Below are 16,710 nucleotides of genomic sequence, written 5' to 3' on the forward strand. Positions count from 1 at the left end.
CTGTCACGGTTCGGACCGACCAATTGACAGGAGCAGCCCGGTGCCCCGTCCTCCCCGTGCGGTGTTCGTCACGCTGCTCGCCACAGCGCTCTGCGTGAGCCTGGCGGGCGGAGCGGACGCCGTACCCGGATCTGTCCAGGCAGCACAGCAGGCGCCGGCTGTGCTGGCACCGGCCAAGACCGAGGGCGTCGCGCCGACCGCGGCCGGCGTACAGAAGGTGCTGGCGCCGATCCTCATGGACCCGGCGCTGGGCAAGCACCGTGGGATCTACGTGTACGACGCCTCCCGCGGCAAGGCGGTGTACTCAGCAGGTACGGCGACGCCGTACGTCCCGGCGTCCACGATGAAGCTGCTGACGACGGTGTCCGCGCTGGAGACCCTCGGACCGGACCACAGGTTCACCACGAAGGTCGTCACTGGAGCCGGCAGCTCCCTGATCCTGGTCGGCGGCGGTGACCCGTTGCTGGCCACCAAGCGGTCCACCGACCCGACCGACTTCCCGGTCCGCGCGTCCCTGCAGGACCTGGCCGCCAGTACGGCGAAGGCCCTCAAGGCCCAAGGCATCCGGAGCGTCAGTCTCGGGTACGACGCCTCGCTGTTCAGCGGGCCCGCGGCCAACGCGAACTGGGAGCCGAACTACACCACCGAGGGCATCGCTGCCCGCACGTCCGCGCTGTGGGTGAACGAGGGCCGTCTGTCCCCGGGCATGGCCAAGCGGGCCGACTCCCCGGCGCAGGCCGCGGCCAAGGCCTTCGCCGCGCAGTTGCGTGCCGCGGGCATCAACGTGGCGCCGACCCTCAAGGCGGCTGTCGCTTCCGCCGCGGCCAAGGCTGTCGCACAGGTGCAGTCGCCGACGGTCGGCCAGATCGTCGAGTACGTGAACCTGCACAGCGACAACGACGGAGCCGAGGTGCTGCTGCGTCAGGTCGGCCTTGCCACCAAGAACGGCGGCTCGTACGCCGGTGGGGTCAAGGGCGTACGAGCGACGCTGACCAAGCTCGGTCTGGATGTCAGTAAGGCCCGGATCCTTGACGGCAGCGGCCTGTCTCGCGGGAACCACGTGCCGCTCGACCTGCTGGCCGGTGCGATCCGGGCCGCGGTCTCCAGTGAGCACCCAGAGCTGCGGCATCTGCTGACCGGGCTGCCGGTCGCAGGGTTCACCGGAAGCCTCGAGGAGCGCTTCACCGGAGCCGGCACTGTCGGGGGGACCGGACTGGTCCGTGCGAAGACCGGCACGCTGACCGGAGTCCACAGCTTGGCCGGTCTGGTCCGTGACCGCACCGGCACCCTGCTCGTGTTCGCGGTGGCGACGGACAGCGTTCCGGTGCCCAAGACCCTCGACGCGCGGGCCGCGCTCGACCGCGCCGCCGCCGCGCTGGCCGGCTGCGGCTGTGCTGTCTGACGGCGGCCTGACCCGGACCGATCAGCAGACGCATGTTGGGACATGCGACTAGGGTCAGAATATGAGTACGGCGGAAGGTGGGACCGCGGCCGAGATGGTCGACTGGCAGCTGGCAACGGGAGTGGCTCGCAAGCTGCTGCGGCCCGGACCGGCGGTCAGCCGCGTGGAGGCGGATCAGGTGGTGGCCGAGCTGCGCCAGTTCGCGGCCGACTCCGAGCACCACGTCCGGGAGTTCACCAAGCTGGAGGCCACCTCGGCCACCGCACCCGTGGTGATCGTGGACCGGCCCGGCTGGGTGCAGGCGAACGCGGACGGCTTCCGGACCGTGCTGCAGCCACTGGCCGACAAGCTGCGCGAGAAGGCCGAGCGGACCGGTGGGTTGTCCTCCGCGGTCGGCTCGCGGGTGACCGCGATCGAGGCCGGCGCGCTGCTGGCGTTCCTCTCGTCCCGCGTGCTCGGGCAGTTCGACCCGTTCTATCCGTCCGAGCCGGATCCGGACCGGCCTGGTCTGACCGGCCGGTTGCTGCTGGTCGCGCCGAACGTCATGCACGTGGAGTCCGAGCTGGGCGTCGTACCGCGGGACTTCAGGTTGTGGGTGTGCCTGCACGAGGAGACGCACCGGGTGCAGTTCACCGCGGTCCCGTGGCTGCGGGACCACCTGCGGTCGGAGATCGCGTTGTTCCTCGACCAGGCCGAGCTGGACGCGTCGGCGTACGCCGCGATGTTCCGCGAGGCGGTGCAGCGGCTGGGCCGATCGGTCCGCGGTGAGGCCGAGCTGAGCCTGGTCGACCTGATGCAGTCGCCGGAGCAGCGTGCGGTGCTGGACCGGCTGACCGCGGTCATGTCCCTGCTGGAGGGCCACGCGGACTTCGTGATGGACGGGGTCGGGCCGTCGGTGATCCCGACCGTGGACGCCATCCGCTCCAAGTTCACGTCGCGCCGGCAGAGCGGCAACCCGGTGGACCAGCTGCTGAAGCGGCTGCTCGGACTGGACGCGAAGCTGCGGCAGTACAAGGACGGCGCCGCGTTCGTACGCCGCGTGGTCGAGCAGGTCGGGATGGACGGGTTCAACCGGGTCTGGACCGGGCCGAACACGTTGCCCACCAAGCACGAGATCGCGAATCCGGATGCCTGGGTCAGCCGGCTCCACGGCTGAGCCACCGGGCGGATCGGCTGCCGACGACCTGGTCGAGCGCCGGAGAGGGAAGCTGCACCCCGCCGTCGCGCGCACGCGGGAGGCAGTGCGGACCATGCTGGCCGAGCTGCCCAAGGGAACGACCGTTCTGGTCGCCTGCTCCGGCGGTACGGACTCGCTGGCCCTCGCGGCCGCGACCGCCTTCGAGGCGCCGAAGCTCGAGCTCCGCGCGGGTGCGGTCATCGTCGACCACGGGCTCCAGGCCGACTCCGCTCACGTCGCGGAGACCGCTGCCACACAGTGCCGGACTCTGGGGCTCGACCCGGTCCACGTGCGTCCGGTAGAGGTCGGCGCCGACGGCGGTCCGGAGGCCGCTGCCCGGGCGGCTCGGTACGACGCTCTGCGCGACGCGGCCGACGAATCCGGGGCGGACGTCGTACTGCTGGCTCACACGCGTGACGACCAGGCCGAGACTGTTCTATTGGGGCTGGGGCGTGGCTCTGGCGCTCGGTCGCTGGCCGGTATGGCTCCGATCGCCGGACTGCTCAGGAGGCCGTTCCTGGAGGTTCCACGCGCCACCACGGCGGCCGCGTGCATCGCCTCGGGGCTCCGGCCGTGGCACGACCCGCACAACGACGACCCGCAGTACACCCGGGTCCGCGTACGTCACGAGGTCCTGCCGGTCCTCGAGGAGGCGCTGGGGCCTGGTGTGGTCGAGGCACTCGCCCGTACGGCGGGACTCCTCCGGGCGGACGCGGATGCGTTGGACGTACTCGCGGCGGACCTTGCGGAGACCGCAGTACGGCGTACCGACGACGAAGTGGTGTGCGACATCGGGATGCTCGAGAGCGAGCCGACGGCGATCCGGACCAGGGCCTTGCGGCAGGCAGCCCTGGAAGCGGGCTGCCGTGCGACGGACCTCACAGCGGCGCACATCGCTGCCGTCGACGCACTGGTGACAGCGTGGCGCGGACAGCGGTGGATCGATCTGCCGCAAGGGGTCCGGGCGGTCCGCAGGGGCGGATTCATCGTGTTGGGCGAAGGTGTGACAGGCTGACCGCGTGGATGCCGCGGACATCGAGAAGGACCTGACCAAGGTCCACTACACCGAGGACCAGATCCTGGCGAAGCTGCGCGAGCTCGCGGCGCGGATCGAGCAGGACTACGAGGGCAAGGACCTGCTGATGGTCGGCGTCCTGCGGGGCGCGGTGATGGTGATGGCCGACCTGGCCCGGTCGTTCAGGCGGCACGTGGAGATGGACTGGATGGCCATCTCGTCGTACGGCTCGGGCACCAAGTCGTCCGGGGTGGTCCGGATCCAGAAGGACCTGGACACCGACATCACCAACCGGCACGTGCTGATCGTCGAGGACATCATCGACACCGGGCTGACGCTGAGCTGGCTGGTCAGTAACCTGGAGTCACGGAAACCGGCCTCGCTGGAGCTGTGCACGGCGTTCATGAAGCCGGACGCGGCCAAGATGCGGGTCCCGGTGAAGTACGTCGGACTGGAGCTCCCGGACGAGTTCGTGGTCGGTTATGGCCTGGACTACGCGGAGAAGTACCGGAACCTTCGCTGCGTGGCGACGTTGGCCCCGCACGTCTACTCCTGAGACCGGGGCGGTGGGGCGGGGAAAGTCTTAAACTGGTCCTTCGGGGCAGACTTGGTGACAGCCTGTACAACGGGGTCACGCCGTCTTGGTGACCCTCGCTATGTGTTGTCTTGTGCGACACGAGACACTTGGACTGGTGTTACCGTCTCAAGCCCGCATACCCGGGCCTGCCGAGCTAGGAGGGACGGGGCGTAGGCCTCGATCATGGACGTGAAGCGTATCTTCCGCGGACCCCTGTTCTGGATCGTCGTCGCCTTCTTGGGCGTACTGGTGATCGGACAGCTCCTGACCGGCTCGACCGGGTACAAGACCGAGCCCACCGGCCAGGTGGTCCAGCTGATCCAGCAGGCCAAGTCCTCGTCCGACAAGTCGATCAAGTCGGTGACGCTGATCGACCCCGACCAGGAGATCCGGGTCGAGAAGACCGACGGGACCAAGGTCCGGGCGCACTGGGTCGACGGCCAGGCCAACACTCTCGGCACCGACCTGCAGTCCCTGTTCCAGGACGGCAAGATCGAGCGGTACGACGTCGAGAACCCGAAGCCGAGCTTCATCGGCCAGGTGTTCTCCACGCTGATCCCGTTCCTGCTGATCGCGGTCGTGTTCATCTTCTTGATGAACTCGATGCAGGGCGGCGGCTCGCGGGTGATGAGCTTCGCGAAGTCGAAGGCCAAGCTGATCACCAAGGACACCCCGAAGACGACCTTCGCGGACGTGGCCGGCTGCGACGAGGCGATCGAGGAACTCGGCGAGATCAAGGAGTTCCTGCAGGAACCAGGCAAGTTCCAGGCGGTCGGGGCGAAGATCCCGAAGGGCGTGCTGCTCTACGGCCAGCCCGGAACCGGTAAGACCCTGCTGGCCCGTGCGGTCGCCGGTGAGGCCGGCGTCCCGTTCTACTCGATCTCCGGTTCGGACTTCGTCGAGATGTTCGTCGGTGTCGGTGCCTCCCGGGTCCGCGACCTGTTCGAGCAGGCCAAGACGAACGCCCCGGCGATCGTGTTCATCGACGAGATCGACGCCGTCGGCCGGCACCGTGGTGCGGGCCTCGGCGGTGGTCACGACGAGCGCGAGCAGACCCTGAACCAGTTGCTGGTCGAGATGGACGGCTTCGACGTCCGCGGCGGTGTGATCCTGATCGCAGCCACCAACCGGCCCGACGTGCTCGACCCGGCCCTGCTGCGGCCGGGCCGCTTCGACCGGCAGATCGCCGTCGACGCGCCGGACCTGCCGGGTCGCGAGCAGATCCTCAAGGTGCACGCGCGGGGCAAGCCGATGGCGCAGGACGTCGACCTCAGGGCCGTCGCCCGTCGTACGCCGGGCTTCACCGGTGCCGACCTGGCCAACGTGCTGAACGAGGCGGCCCTGCTGACCGCCCGCGGGAACATGCAGGTGATCGACAACCGGGCGCTGGACGAGGCGATCGACCGCGTCATCGCCGGTCCGCAGCGCCGGACCCGGCTGATGTCGGACAAGGAGAAGGTGCTGACGGCGTACCACGAGGGCGGGCACGCCCTGGTCGCCGCGTCCCTGCCGCACTCCGACCCGGTGCAGAAGGTGACGATCCTGCCGCGTGGCCGCGCCCTCGGCTACACGATGGTGATGCCGGACGAGGACAAGTACTCGACCACCCGGTCCGAGATGCTCGACAAGCTGGCCTACATGCTGGGTGGCCGGGCGGCCGAGGAGATGGTCTTCCACGACCCGACCACGGGCGCCAGCAACGACATCGAGAAGGCGACCGCGTTGGCTCGTGCGATGGTCACGCAGTACGGCATGACCGAGCGGCTGGGCGCGATCAAGTTCGGCCAGGACAGCAGCGAGCCGTTCCTGGGCCGCGACATCGGCAGCCAGCGGAACTACTCCGAGGAGATCGCGGCCGCGGTCGACGAGGAGGTCGGCAAGCTGATCCTGAACGCGCACCAGGAGGCGTTCGACATCCTGGTCGAGAACCGCGCGGTGCTGGACCACCTGGTCGAGGAACTGCTGGAGAAGGAGACCCTGGACAAGAACGAGATCGCCCGGGTCTTCGCGCCGGTGATCAAGCGGGAGCGCAGGCCGGCCTGGACCGGTTCGTCCACCCGGGTGCCGTCGGACCAGCCGCCGGTGATGCCGGTGCCGACCCGAGGCGAGCAGAACGGATCGCTCTCCGACGTCCTCCCGGGCGGAGCGGTCGGCCCGGACGAGGCCGTCAAGCCGCCGAACTACGGCAGCGGCCCGACCCCGCCGTCACCAAAGGACTGATCTCACAGTCAGCGCCGCTGCCCACAAGGGCAGCGGCGCTGCTGTTTAGGGTGGCCGCATGACGTCACCGAAGTTCGACCATGCACGGGCCGAGCGGGCCGTCCGGGAGTTGCTGATCGCGATCGGTGAGGACCCGGATCGCGAAGGCCTGCTGGACACACCGGCGCGGGTGGCGCGCTCGTACGCCGAGATCACCGGCGGACTGGGTCAGCGGGCCGAGGACGTGCTGACCACGACGTTCGACATCGGGCACGACGAGATGGTCCTGGTGAAGGGCATCGAGGTCTGGAGCCTCTGTGAGCACCACCTGGTCCCGTTCACCGGAGTGGCCCACGTCGGGTACATCCCGAGCCGCGACGGCCGGATCACCGGGCTGTCCAAGCTGGCCCGGCTGGTCGATGTCTACGCGAAGCGCCCGCAGGTCCAGGAGCGGCTGACCACGCAGGTCGCCGACTCGCTGGTCGAGCTGCTCGAGCCGCGCGGCGTGATCGTGGTGATCGAGTGCGAGCACCTGTGCATGACCATGCGCGGCGTCCGCAAACCGGGCGCCAAGACCATCACGTCGGCGGTCCGCGGCCAGCTCCGCAACCCGGTCACCCGCGCCGAGGCGATGAGCCTGATCGTCGGCTGACCCACAGCTCCAGTCTCCGGCCTGCCGCAGTCCGGGCGGGACGAACGGCCTGTGCGTGCTCCGGGCGGGCGGTGTACAGATCGACAGGTAGTGCACCTGCGATACGCCGTACGCGGGACGTGCCTGCGCTCACGTGCACTACCAACGGCCCGATACCTCCTGTCCGACTGCACGCCGTCCCTTCTCGAAGGCTTCATCTGCGGGATAACCCACGGTGTCGCGGATGAATTCTTGTCCGAGGACACCATCTGGCGGAATAGCCTGTCCGCAGTCCCTGCAACCTGTCCGCAGGTACCGGCTGGCGCCCGGCGAAAGCTTCCGCGGGAACGCCGGCCGTAGCCTCCAGGGCCGGTGTGTCGTTGGAGATTGAAAGCCGATATCTGTGGACATTCTGTCGCTGAACGTTTACTTTCCGTAGTGGCGTTCGGTCGACGAGGACCGGATGCCGGCGTGAGGAGGACAAGGATGTCGGGGCGTTTCCGGTTCGGCGCCGCACTCGCCGGTGCCGTCGTACTGACGGCCGCCGGGCTGGTCGCGGCGAACTGGGCCACCGCGGACTCGGAGCCGTCGGGGGTGAAACCCGGAGAGCTGACCGCCAAGTCTCCGCTGGTCGCCGACGCTCTCGAGACCGAGCTCGGGTCGCGGGCGGTCGGCAGCTACTACGACGAGGCCGGTGAGCTGGTCGTCGCTGTGTCCGATCTCGCCACCGCTGACCTGGTCCGCGCGGCGGGCGCGATCCCGCGGCTGGTCCGCTTCACCGCCGACCAGCTGAACGCGGTCCAGTCCGAGCTGAACCGGCTGGCCATCGGCTCCAGCGCCGGCAAGGTCCGTTCCTGGTACGTCGACCCCCGCTCGGGCACTGTGGTCGTCACGGTCCCCCGAGGCGCGCGTGACTTGATCACCCAGCGGTTCCTGGACCGGGCCAAGGCGAACGGCGACCTCGTGACGATCCGGTCCGCGCCCGGCCAGGTGAGCACCACCGCGGACGACTTCGGCCTGCGCGGCGGTCTCCAGGTCGACAAGAACACCGGGTACGTCTGCTCCCTCGGCTTCAACGCCCGCACCACCAAGGGCACCCGGATCTTCCTCACTGCGGGCCACTGCACCGCCGGCAAGCCGTCGTTCTCCCGCAACGGGTACGTGCTCGGCAACACCCGCACGTCGAGCTTCCCGGGCAACGACTTCGGCAGCGTCGGAGTGATCGAGGGCTGGGACCAGCAGGGGTACGTCGAGGGCTGGGGCGCCGGCAATGTCTCGGTCAAGGGGACCGCCAACGCCACGGTCGGATCCACCCTGTGCAAGTCGGGCAAGAGCACCGGCTGGACCTGCGGCCGGATCGTCGCCCGCAACGTGACGGTCAACTACGGCAGCAACCGGATCGTCAAAGGCCTGTTCCAGCACACCGCGTGTGTCGAGGCCGGTGACTCCGGCGGCGCGAACATGACCGGCAACTACGCGCAGGGAATCACCAGTGGAGCGGCCCTGATCAACGGCCAATGCCTGGAGAAGACCGGCCAGACCAATGAGTCGTACTCGCAGCCGATCGGCGAGGCTCTGCAGGCGACCCAGTCGCGCCTCGTACTGAGCTGAGGCGGCTGACCCACCCACCGCCTCCGCGCACTCACACGCACGTATTTCAGCGGATATCCCTCAGGGTTACCGGTTGTCGCGTCGTTTTCGGGGCTGAGAACCCGCCATATCAGGGGATATCCGCTGAAATTGTCGAGGGGGAGGCGGCTGGTTCCGCGGCTGGGGGTGACGGCCACTACGGTGGTCTGGTGAGTGATGGTTCGCGGGTGCACGTGGACGGGCTGCCGGTCCTGGACCGGTGTCTCGTGATGGGTGTTGTCAACGTGACCCCGGATTCCTTTTCCGACGGCGGCGAGTGGTTCGAGCCGGCCGCGGCGATCAAGCACGGCCGGGAGTTGCTGGCCGACGGCGCCGACCTGCTCGACGTCGGCGGCGAGTCGACCCGGCCCGGCGCCGAGCGACCCGCGCCCGAGGAGGAGATCCGCCGGGTGCTGCCGGTGATCGAGGCGCTCGCGGCCGACGGTGCGCTGATCTCGGTCGACACGATGCGGGCCGGCGTCGCCGCCCTCGCCCTCGACGCGGGCGCGGTGATGATCAACGACGTGTCCGGCGGCCAGGCCGACCCGGACATGCTTCCTCTGGTGGCGGAGCGTCGTACGCCGTACGTCTGTATGCATTGGCGTGGGCACTCCATCGACATGCAGAACCGGGCGGAGTACGACGACGTGGTCGCCGAAGTGATCGCGGAGCTCGGCCAGCGGGTCGACGCGATCCGGTCCGCCGGCGTGGATCTGGGCCGGGTGGCACTGGATCCCGGTCTCGGGTTCGCGAAGAACGCGGATCACAACTGGGAAGTTCTTCGCCGATTACGGGAATTCGGCGTACTGGGCCGGCCGTTGCTCATCGGTGCGTCCCGGAAGGCGTTCCTCGGTAGGCTGCTCGCCGACGAGCAGACCGGTGAACCCAGACCGGCCGTACGACGAGACGATGCGAGCGCGGCTGTCTCCGCCCTGGCCGCCGCCGCGGGAGCCTGGTGTGTCCGGGCCCACGCGGTGGCGCCGAGCGCGGACGCGGTCCGGGTGGCGAAGAGATGGGGAACGGTATGACGGACGGTCCGGGCGGTCCGCGCCGGCGCGCAGGTGGAGACGGTGCGCGCGGCGCGACGGTGGAGGACGTCGTGCTGAACGCGAACACCGCGTTCTACAACGCGTTCGAGGCCGGCGACCTGGATCTGATGGCGGCGGTCTGGCTGCCTGATCCCGATCCGGTCTGCATCCATCCCGGCAACGCGGCGATCTCGGGGTACGCCGAGATGATGCGCGCGTGGGCGATGATCTTCGCCAATACGCCGTACATCCAGTTCTTTCTCACCGATGTCCAGGTCCGGGCGGATGAGGACGTGGCCTACGTCACGTGTACGGAGAATGTCCTGTCGTCGGGTGAGGGTGCCCCGGAGGAAGGGTTCGCGGGCGGTAAGGCGCTGGCCACGAACGTCTTTCGCAAAACTTCCTCCGGCTGGCGGTTGTGGATCCACCATGCCTCACCGGTACTGTCGTCGTCTGGGGGCCGACAGGAGGAGGCGCCGTGAGCGAGCGAAGCGAGTTCACCATCGAGCACAGCGCGTCTCGTGCCTCGTCCGCGCCCGGAGCGAAGCGAGGACGTGGATGAGCTCTCCCGTGTCCTGTCCTGACGTGATCGAGATCCGGGGCATCCGCGGTTTCGGGCGCCACGGGGTGTTCGAGCACGAGCGGGCCGACGGGCAGGAGTTCGTCGTGGACGTCCGGCTGGAGCTGGACACCCGGCCCGCCGCGGCTTCCGACGACCTGGCCGACACCGTGAACTACGGGTTGGTGGCCGAGCAGGTGCACCAGGCGATCGAGACCGACCCGGTGGATCTGATCGAGACCCTCGCCCAGCGCATCGCGGACCTGTGCCTCGCCGACCGGCGGGTGACAGCGACCGCGGTGACCATCCACAAACCCTCGGCGCCGATCACGGTGCCGTTCGACGACGTTGTCCTGACCGTGCAGCGCAGAGCCGGAGAATCCTCGTGACTGAGACCCCAAGTCCCCACGTCATCGACGCGGACACCCTGAGCGGTGGCCTCAAGCCGATCCGCCAGGTGATCCTGTCGCTCGGGAGCAATCTCGGCGACCGTGAGGCGAACCTGCAGGGCGCGGTCGATGCGCTGCGGGACACCCCGGACGTCGTGGTGGTCGAGGTCTCCCCGGTCTACGAGACCCAGCCGATCGGCGGTCCCGACGAGTCCGGCCCGTACCTCAACGTCGTACTGCTCGCCGACAGCACGCTCGCCGTGGACCTGTTGCTCGACCGCGCGCACGCGATCGAGCAGGCGTTCGGCCGGGAGCGCAGCGTGCCGGGTGCACCCCGGACGCTGGACGTCGACCTGATCACGTACGGCACCAAGGAGATCGAGTCCGAGGAGCTGACCATCCCGCACCCGCGGGCGCACGAGCGGGCGTTCGTCCTGGCGCCGTGGCTCGACATCGAGCGGGACGCGGTGCTGCCCGGGCGCGGCCCGGTCGCCGAACTGCTCGCGAAGGTCGGCACCGAGGGCGTGACCAAGCTCGACATCGAGCTCCAGTAGTGGCATCCGGCGGTCCAGAGCCCAACCAGGCGCCCGGCAAAGAGCCGCCGCGCCCGGGCTCGGTCCGGCCGACCTCACGCCGGTTGCTGATCGCGATCGCCGTCCTCGGCGCGGCGATCGGTGTGACCATGGTCAAGGCGATCGAGTCCAGCGGCGGGGTCGCGCCCGCGGTGTCCTGGCTGACTCTGATCGCCTGGACGTTCCTGGCCGCGCTGCTGTTCATGGCGGCCCGCAACACCCACCAGCGGATCCAGGTCCGGCGCGAACGGATCGAACCGTCGCGCGCGGTGTTCCTGCTGCTGCTCGCGAAGGCGAGCGCTTTCGTCGGCGCGTTGTGCACCGGGGTTTACGCAGGGTTCGCGTTAAGCTTCCTGGACGCGGTGAGTGCTTCGGGGCCGCGCAACCGAGTGATCATGGCCGGTGCCGCGGCGGTGGTCTCAGTGCTGGTCGTCACGGCCGGATTGTTGCTCGAACGCGCGTGTCGTATTCCCGAGGACCCGGACGAGACCCCCTAACATGACGGTCCATGGGGTCAAGGGGTAGCCGCCGTCGAACCAGGACCACAGTTCTCACCGTTGCCAACGGTCTGCTGATCGTTGTCTGCCTGGGTGTGAGTATCGCGCTCTTCTCCCAGAATGCCTGGATTCTCCGGACCGCTGCAGCGGGCGCCGTCGTGATCGCGATCGCCGCCTCGGTGCTGTTCCGCCATCAGTTGCTGGTCGAGCGGCTGGCCCATTCCGACGAACGCGCGCAGGTCGCGCAGGAGTACTCCCGGATCACCAGCGCGCGGGTGGTCGAGAACGCCGAGTTCGTCGACCTGATGCAGCGCCGCCTCGACAAGATCGACCAGCGCCTGGACAAGATCGACCAGGAGGTCGCGACAGTCGTTGCCGCCGGCGACAAACACTCCCAGGCCGACGCGCCCACCGTCGTGGATCTGAAGCTGCGAGGCCTGGCCGCTTCCTGAGGCGGACCTCCCGGACCATACTTCGGTGTGGGGAGGGGATGGCCATGGGGCTGGATGCGAACTATCCGGCGGTGACGATGAACGATCCCAACGGGCACGTCACGGTCTTCAACGAGGATCATCTGCCGATCGGGCAGTTGGGCCCGCCGCCGTTCGAGTCGGCGTCGGTGAACGTGACGTGCCGGCGGAAGGCGTGGGAGGACGAGGACTGGTACCGGCTGCTGAGCGCGGAGGGCTGGCCGTTCCCGGCCCAGGAGGCGTACGTCGCGGCCAACGAGACGCACGAACTGAATCCCGGGCAGCCGTATCCGATCCCGCAGTGCGCGTCGGGGTGTCCGATCAAGCTCGGGCAGGCCGCGGGTGCCGGGGCGTTGGCGATCGGTGCCGTGGCCGCCGCTGCGGCCTGGCGGCGCCGGCGGAGGGCGCCGGGTATCGCCTGAGCGACCGGGTGGTGGACCTGGAGGAGCCGGGAGCCGGTGATCCCGCGTAGGTTCTGGGGTGTGGATCTCGCTGAACTGCTGAAGGTTGCCGAAGCCGCTGTTGATCGTGGGCGGGTGGTGACCGACTCCCGGGCGCCCGGCGTGCTCACGTCCAAGGGCGATCGGGACATGGCGTCCGAGGTGGACTTCGCGGTGGAGCGGGAGGTGCGTGCCTTCCTCGAGCGGGAGACGCCGGAGATCGGCGTACTCGGTGAGGAGGAAGGCGGCGCGACGGACGGGACCCGGTGGGTGCTCGATCCGATCGACGGGACGGTGAACTTCATCCACGGCGTACCGCTGTGGGGGATCTCGCTCGGACTGATCCACGAGGGCCGGGCGGTGGCGGGCGTGATCGACCATCCCGCGCTCGGGACCAGGTACGCCGCGGCCGAGGGCCATGGTGCGACCTGCAACCGCAAGCCCATCCGCGGCAGCGAGTGCACGGATCTGAGTGACGCATTGGTTGCCGTGGGCGACTATGCAGTCGGCCCCGACCCCGACCGGGTGAACGCCGAGCGGCTCGCCCTGACGCAACTCCTGTACCCGCGGGCCCAACGGATCCGGATGATCGGTACGGCGGCCACCGCGCTGACCTGGACCGCGGCCGGCCACTTCGACGCGACGATCATGTTCTCCAACAAACCCTGGGACACGATGGCCGGTGTCTCCATCTGCCGCGAGGCCGGTGTCGTCGTACTCGACCTCGACGGCTCACAGCACGCACCCGAGTCCCGCGGCACCTTCGCCGTGTCCGCAGGCCTCGCCGACCCGCTGCTCGAGCTGATCGCTCAGACCGTCGCCTGACCCAGGCAAGCCTCGAGCACCTCAGCCAAGGTCTCTGACTACTTGTCGATGTCCCCGACGACGAAGAACATGCTGCCGAGGATGGCGATCATGTCGGGGATCACGGTGCCTGGGAGCAGCGCGGGCAGGGCGGAGATGTTGTTGAAGCTGGCCGAGCGCAGCTTGAGCCGCCACGGCGTCTTGTCACCGCGGGACACCAGGTAATAGCCGTTGATGCCGAGCGGGCTCTCGGTCCAGGCATAGGTCTGGCCCTCCGGCACCTTGAGGATCTTCGGCAGCCGGACGTTGACCGGCCCCGCCGGCAGTGAGGACAGCTTGTCGATGCAGGCGTCGACCAGGTCCAGCGACACCTTGACCTGCTCCAGCAGGACCGAGAACCGCGCGAAGCAGTCGCCCTCCGGCCGGGTGACAACCCGGAGTACGCCGTCCTGAAGGAGTTCGTCGTACCCGAGGTAGGGCTCGTCGCGGCGGAGGTCGGCGTCGACACCGGAGGCGCGGGCGATCGGACCGGAGACGCCGTACTGCGCGATCAGTTCGGGTGCGAGCCTGCCGACGCCGACGGTGCGGGCGCGGAAGATCTCGTTGCCGAGGACGAGGTCCTCGATGTCGGGCAGCCGCTTGCGGACCGCGACCGAGGCGGCCGACGCGCGGCCGAGCCAGCCGTACGGGAGGTCCTCCTTGAGGCCGCCGACGCGGTTGAACATGTAGTGCATCCGGCCGCCGGACAGCTCCTCCATCACCGCCTGCAGCGTCTCCCGCTCGCGGAACGCGTAGAAGACCGGGGTGATCGCGCCGAGCTCGAGCGGGTACGAGCCGAGGAACATCAGGTGATTCAGGATCCGGTTCAGCTCGGCCAGCAGCGTGCGTAGCCAGACCGCGCGGACCGGGACCTCCAGGCCCATCATCCGCTCGACCGCGAGGACCACGCCGAGTTCGTTGGCGAACGCGGACAGCCAGTCGTGCCGGTTTGCCAGCACGATGATCTGCCGGTAGTCACGCACCTCGAACAGCTTCTCGGCGCCGCGGTGCATGTAGCCGATGATCGGCTCGCAGCCGACGATCCGCTCGCCGTCCAGAGTCAGCCGCAGCCGCAGTACGCCGTGCGTCGCGGGGTGCTGCGGCCCGATGTTGAGCACCATGTCGGTGGTCGCCAGCTCCGAGCCGCTCCCGGTCCCGCCCCGCTCGTACGCGGGGTCGAATCCGGCCGCCCCGGCACCGATTCCCACCACTCGTTCCGTACTCATGCCCCCTATCGTGACAGGCTGGGTGTGTGGATGACCTCTTCGCACCCTCGGATGTCAGCTGGACGCCGGTCTCGCCGAAGCTGGCCGCGGTCCGCCGGCTGACCGCGGGGATCAGCGCCGGCCTGGTCGGGATCGTGCTGCTGATCGTGCTCGGGATGACCGTGGGCTGGCTGTACGGCGTCCTCGCGCTGGTGGTGGCGGCAGCCGGGTTCGTCTGGGCGTGGGTCCTGATCGGGCGCAACCAGCGGTCCTGGAAGTACGCCGAGCGCGAGGACGAACTGCTGGTCAGCCACGGGATCATGTTCCGCGAGCTGGTAGTGGTCCCGTACGGGCGGATGCAGTTCGTCGACGTGGCCGCTGGACCGCTGGAGCGGGCGTACGGGATCGCCACGGTGGAGCTGCACACGGCCACGCCGGCCACGGACGCCAAGATCCCCGGTCTGCATCCGGACGAGGCCGGCCGGCTGCGTGACCGCCTGTCCGCGCTCGGCCAGGCGCAGGCGTGGGGCCTGTGACCGAGCCGACGCCCGGTCCGCCCGGGCAGCAGACAGCGGCGGTGCGACCGCCGGTGACTGAGCAGACCGGCGCCCGCCTCCACCCGCTCACGCCGTTCGTGAAGGGCTGGGGGTACTTCGTCGTCGCGGCCTTCGCGCTGGTCAACAACGAGGGTCTGCGGAGCAATCTGACCATCGCCGGTATCGGACTGGCCGCGGTGCTGGTCGGCGGCATCCTGCTGGGCGCGCTGTCCTGGTGGTTCACCAAGTGGCAGCTGACCGACGATGCGATCCGGGTCGACAGTGGGTTCCTGTTCCGGCGTACTCGGATCATCCGGTTCGACCGGATCCAGGCGATCGACGTGGCGCAGCCGTTCGTCGCCCGCCTGTTCGGGATGGCCGAGCTGCGGATGGACGTCGCGGGCGGCGGCAAGAGCGACGGCAAGCTCAGCTACTTCACGTACGAGGAGGCCGGCCGGCTGCGCACCACACTGCTGGTCCGGGCCAAGGGTCAGCAGGTCGTCGAACAGCAGACCGATCAGGTCGAGATGAAGCCGCTTCTGGTGGTCCCGACCGGCCGTCTGCTCGGTGCGACCCTGCTGTCGTCCACAGTCCTTGCCAGCGCGGGTGGTCTGGTCTGGTTGATCGCCGCAGCGACCGTGCTGAACTTCCACATCGGCCTGTTCGCCGGTCTGCCGCTGCTCCTCGGTGTGGTGCAGCCGATCTGGAAGCAGGTCGTCGGCAACCACGGCTTCACCCTCTCGGAGAGCGACCACGGTCTACGCACCAAGCGCGGTCTGTTCGACGTCCAGCGGCAGACCGTGCCGCCCGGCCGGGTGCAGGGGCTGCTGATCACCGAGCCGCTCATCTGGCGTCTGCTCGGTTGGTCCCGCGTCGAGCTGGACATCGCCGGTGTAGCGGGCAACAAGGACGAGGGCGAGAACGACCACGAGGGCGCGCAGCTCCTGCCCGTGGGCGAGCGGGTCGAGGTGGCCGGCGTACTCGCACGGGTCCTGCCCGGCTTTGACCTGTCTCGCATCGAGATGCATCGCGCCCCCGAACGCGCCAAGTGGCTGCGTCCCATCGGCTGGCGCTACCTCGCGTACGGCGCCGACGACCAGGTGCTCGTCACGGTCCGAGGCTGGGTCAGCCGCCGTACGTCGATCGTCCTGCACCACAAGACCCAGTCCGTCCGGCTGCAGCAGGGCCCACTCCAACGCCGCCTGGGCCTCGCCAACGTCCACGTAGACACCCCCCTCGGCCCCACCGACGCTGTAGCCCTCCACCGCAACCAGTCCGAAGCAGCAGCCCTACTCCAGGATCAGGCGGTCAGGGCGCGGGAGGCCCGGCGTACGGTGGCGTCGCCGTTTGCTGTCCAGACCCAGCCGAAGCCGCCGAGTCCGGATGGGTCGAGCAGTTCGGCGGCCTCGCCGGCTGACGACAGCTCTGACAGGTAGCGCAGGGGGTCTGTCTGAGCCAGTTCGAGGCTCGGACGGGCCGCACTCACTCCGAGGGCTTGTAGAGCGTCTCTCTGGAGCAGCACGGTGCCTCCGAGCGAGTCC

Annotated in this window: 18 protein-coding genes; 17 read left to right on the forward strand and 1 reads right to left on the reverse strand. The window is 69.1% G+C overall.

Translation table 11 applies throughout. The annotated features are described in order from the left end of the window. The first annotated feature begins 40 nt into the window (after nt 1-40). From dacB to E0H75_RS08140, 15 genes are all read left to right on the forward strand, one after another. Entirely contained in the window at nt 41-1,402 is a 1,362-nt protein-coding gene (gene dacB, locus E0H75_RS08070; RefSeq protein WP_131512546.1) for a D-alanyl-D-alanine carboxypeptidase/D-alanyl-D-alanine endopeptidase, read from the forward strand. A 61-nt stretch (nt 1,403-1,463) separates the two neighbouring features. Beyond that, on the forward strand, nt 1,464-2,558 hold the full coding sequence (locus tag E0H75_RS08075; RefSeq protein WP_131512547.1) for a zinc-dependent metalloprotease: 1,095 nt from the start codon (nt 1,464-1,466) through the stop codon (nt 2,556-2,558). Continuing rightward, nucleotides 2,530-3,594 carry a tRNA lysidine(34) synthetase TilS gene (tilS, locus tag E0H75_RS08080; RefSeq protein ID WP_131512548.1) on the forward strand — a complete coding sequence of 355 codons (1,065 nt, stop codon included), beginning with the start codon at nt 2,530-2,532 and terminating at the stop codon, nt 3,592-3,594. The genes E0H75_RS08075 and tilS overlap by 29 nt, the downstream gene beginning before the upstream one ends. Nucleotides 3,595-3,598: 4 nt before the next feature. Next, on the forward strand, nt 3,599-4,150 hold the full coding sequence (gene hpt / locus E0H75_RS08085) for a hypoxanthine phosphoribosyltransferase (protein WP_131512549.1): 552 nt from the start codon (nt 3,599-3,601) through the stop codon (nt 4,148-4,150). 204 nt (nt 4,151-4,354) lie between these two features. After that, the gene (gene ftsH, locus E0H75_RS08090) at nt 4,355-6,391 is read left to right on the forward strand and encodes an ATP-dependent zinc metalloprotease FtsH (RefSeq protein WP_131512550.1); all 2,037 of its coding nucleotides are present in this window, start codon (nt 4,355-4,357) and stop codon (nt 6,389-6,391) included. A 58-nt stretch (nt 6,392-6,449) separates the two neighbouring features. Further along, entirely contained in the window at nt 6,450-7,022 is a 573-nt protein-coding gene (gene folE / locus E0H75_RS08095) for a GTP cyclohydrolase I FolE (RefSeq protein ID WP_131359978.1), read from the forward strand. Nucleotides 7,023-7,487: 465 nt separating this feature from the next. Continuing rightward, the gene (locus tag E0H75_RS08100) at nt 7,488-8,612 is read left to right on the forward strand and encodes a S1 family peptidase (protein WP_131512551.1); all 1,125 of its coding nucleotides are present in this window, start codon (nt 7,488-7,490) and stop codon (nt 8,610-8,612) included. Nucleotides 8,613-8,860: 248 nt separating this feature from the next. Next, nucleotides 8,861-9,658, forward strand: coding sequence for a dihydropteroate synthase (folP, locus tag E0H75_RS08105; RefSeq protein ID WP_131513139.1), 798 nt, complete (start codon nt 8,861-8,863; stop codon nt 9,656-9,658). After that, nucleotides 9,655-10,140 (forward strand): nuclear transport factor 2 family protein, encoded by a 486-nt coding sequence (locus E0H75_RS08110; protein WP_202872858.1) that lies wholly within the window; start codon nt 9,655-9,657, stop codon nt 10,138-10,140. Before folP ends, E0H75_RS08110 begins: the two co-directional genes overlap by 4 nt. Nucleotides 10,141-10,216: 76 nt before the next feature. Then, nucleotides 10,217-10,606 (forward strand): dihydroneopterin aldolase, encoded by a 390-nt coding sequence (folB, locus tag E0H75_RS08115; protein WP_131512552.1) that lies wholly within the window; start codon nt 10,217-10,219, stop codon nt 10,604-10,606. Then, nucleotides 10,603-11,160, forward strand: coding sequence for a 2-amino-4-hydroxy-6-hydroxymethyldihydropteridine diphosphokinase (folK, locus tag E0H75_RS08120; RefSeq protein ID WP_131512553.1), 558 nt, complete (start codon nt 10,603-10,605; stop codon nt 11,158-11,160). The genes folB and folK overlap by 4 nt, the downstream gene beginning before the upstream one ends. Next, the gene (locus E0H75_RS08125; RefSeq protein WP_131512554.1) at nt 11,160-11,675 is read left to right on the forward strand and encodes a DUF3180 domain-containing protein; all 516 of its coding nucleotides are present in this window, start codon (nt 11,160-11,162) and stop codon (nt 11,673-11,675) included. The genes folK and E0H75_RS08125 overlap by 1 nt, the downstream gene beginning before the upstream one ends. An 11-nt stretch (nt 11,676-11,686) precedes the next feature. After that, nucleotides 11,687-12,127 (forward strand): hypothetical protein, encoded by a 441-nt coding sequence (locus E0H75_RS08130; protein ID WP_131512555.1) that lies wholly within the window; start codon nt 11,687-11,689, stop codon nt 12,125-12,127. Nucleotides 12,128-12,171: 44 nt separating this feature from the next. Continuing rightward, complete coding sequence (locus E0H75_RS08135) at nt 12,172-12,567, forward strand: hypothetical protein (protein WP_131512556.1); 396 nt, start codon at nt 12,172-12,174, stop codon at nt 12,565-12,567. A gap of 60 nt (nt 12,568-12,627) precedes the next feature. Further along, complete coding sequence (locus E0H75_RS08140) at nt 12,628-13,410, forward strand: inositol monophosphatase family protein (RefSeq protein WP_131512557.1); 783 nt, start codon at nt 12,628-12,630, stop codon at nt 13,408-13,410. Nucleotides 13,411-13,448: 38 nt separating this feature from the next. Here the strand turns inward: E0H75_RS08140 and E0H75_RS08145 are convergent, their stop codons facing one another. After that, a complete protein-coding gene (locus E0H75_RS08145; protein WP_131512558.1) occupies nt 13,449-14,654 on the reverse strand; it encodes an NADH-quinone oxidoreductase subunit D in 1,206 nt (401 codons plus the stop codon). A gap of 26 nt (nt 14,655-14,680) precedes the next feature. On the opposite strand from E0H75_RS08145, the gene E0H75_RS08150 reads away from it, so the two are divergent. Beyond that, nucleotides 14,681-15,169, forward strand: a complete 489-nt coding sequence (locus tag E0H75_RS08150; RefSeq protein WP_131512559.1) for a PH domain-containing protein — start codon at nt 14,681-14,683, stop codon at nt 15,167-15,169. A gap of 53 nt (nt 15,170-15,222) precedes the next feature. Continuing rightward, the gene (locus tag E0H75_RS08155; RefSeq protein ID WP_165553516.1) at nt 15,223-16,605 is read left to right on the forward strand and encodes a PH domain-containing protein; all 1,383 of its coding nucleotides are present in this window, start codon (nt 15,223-15,225) and stop codon (nt 16,603-16,605) included. Nucleotides 16,606-16,710: the final 105 nt, after the last annotated feature.

The sequence above is a fragment of the Kribbella capetownensis genome (genome assembly GCF_004331485.1).
Classification (GTDB): domain Bacteria; phylum Actinomycetota; class Actinomycetes; order Propionibacteriales; family Kribbellaceae; genus Kribbella; species Kribbella capetownensis.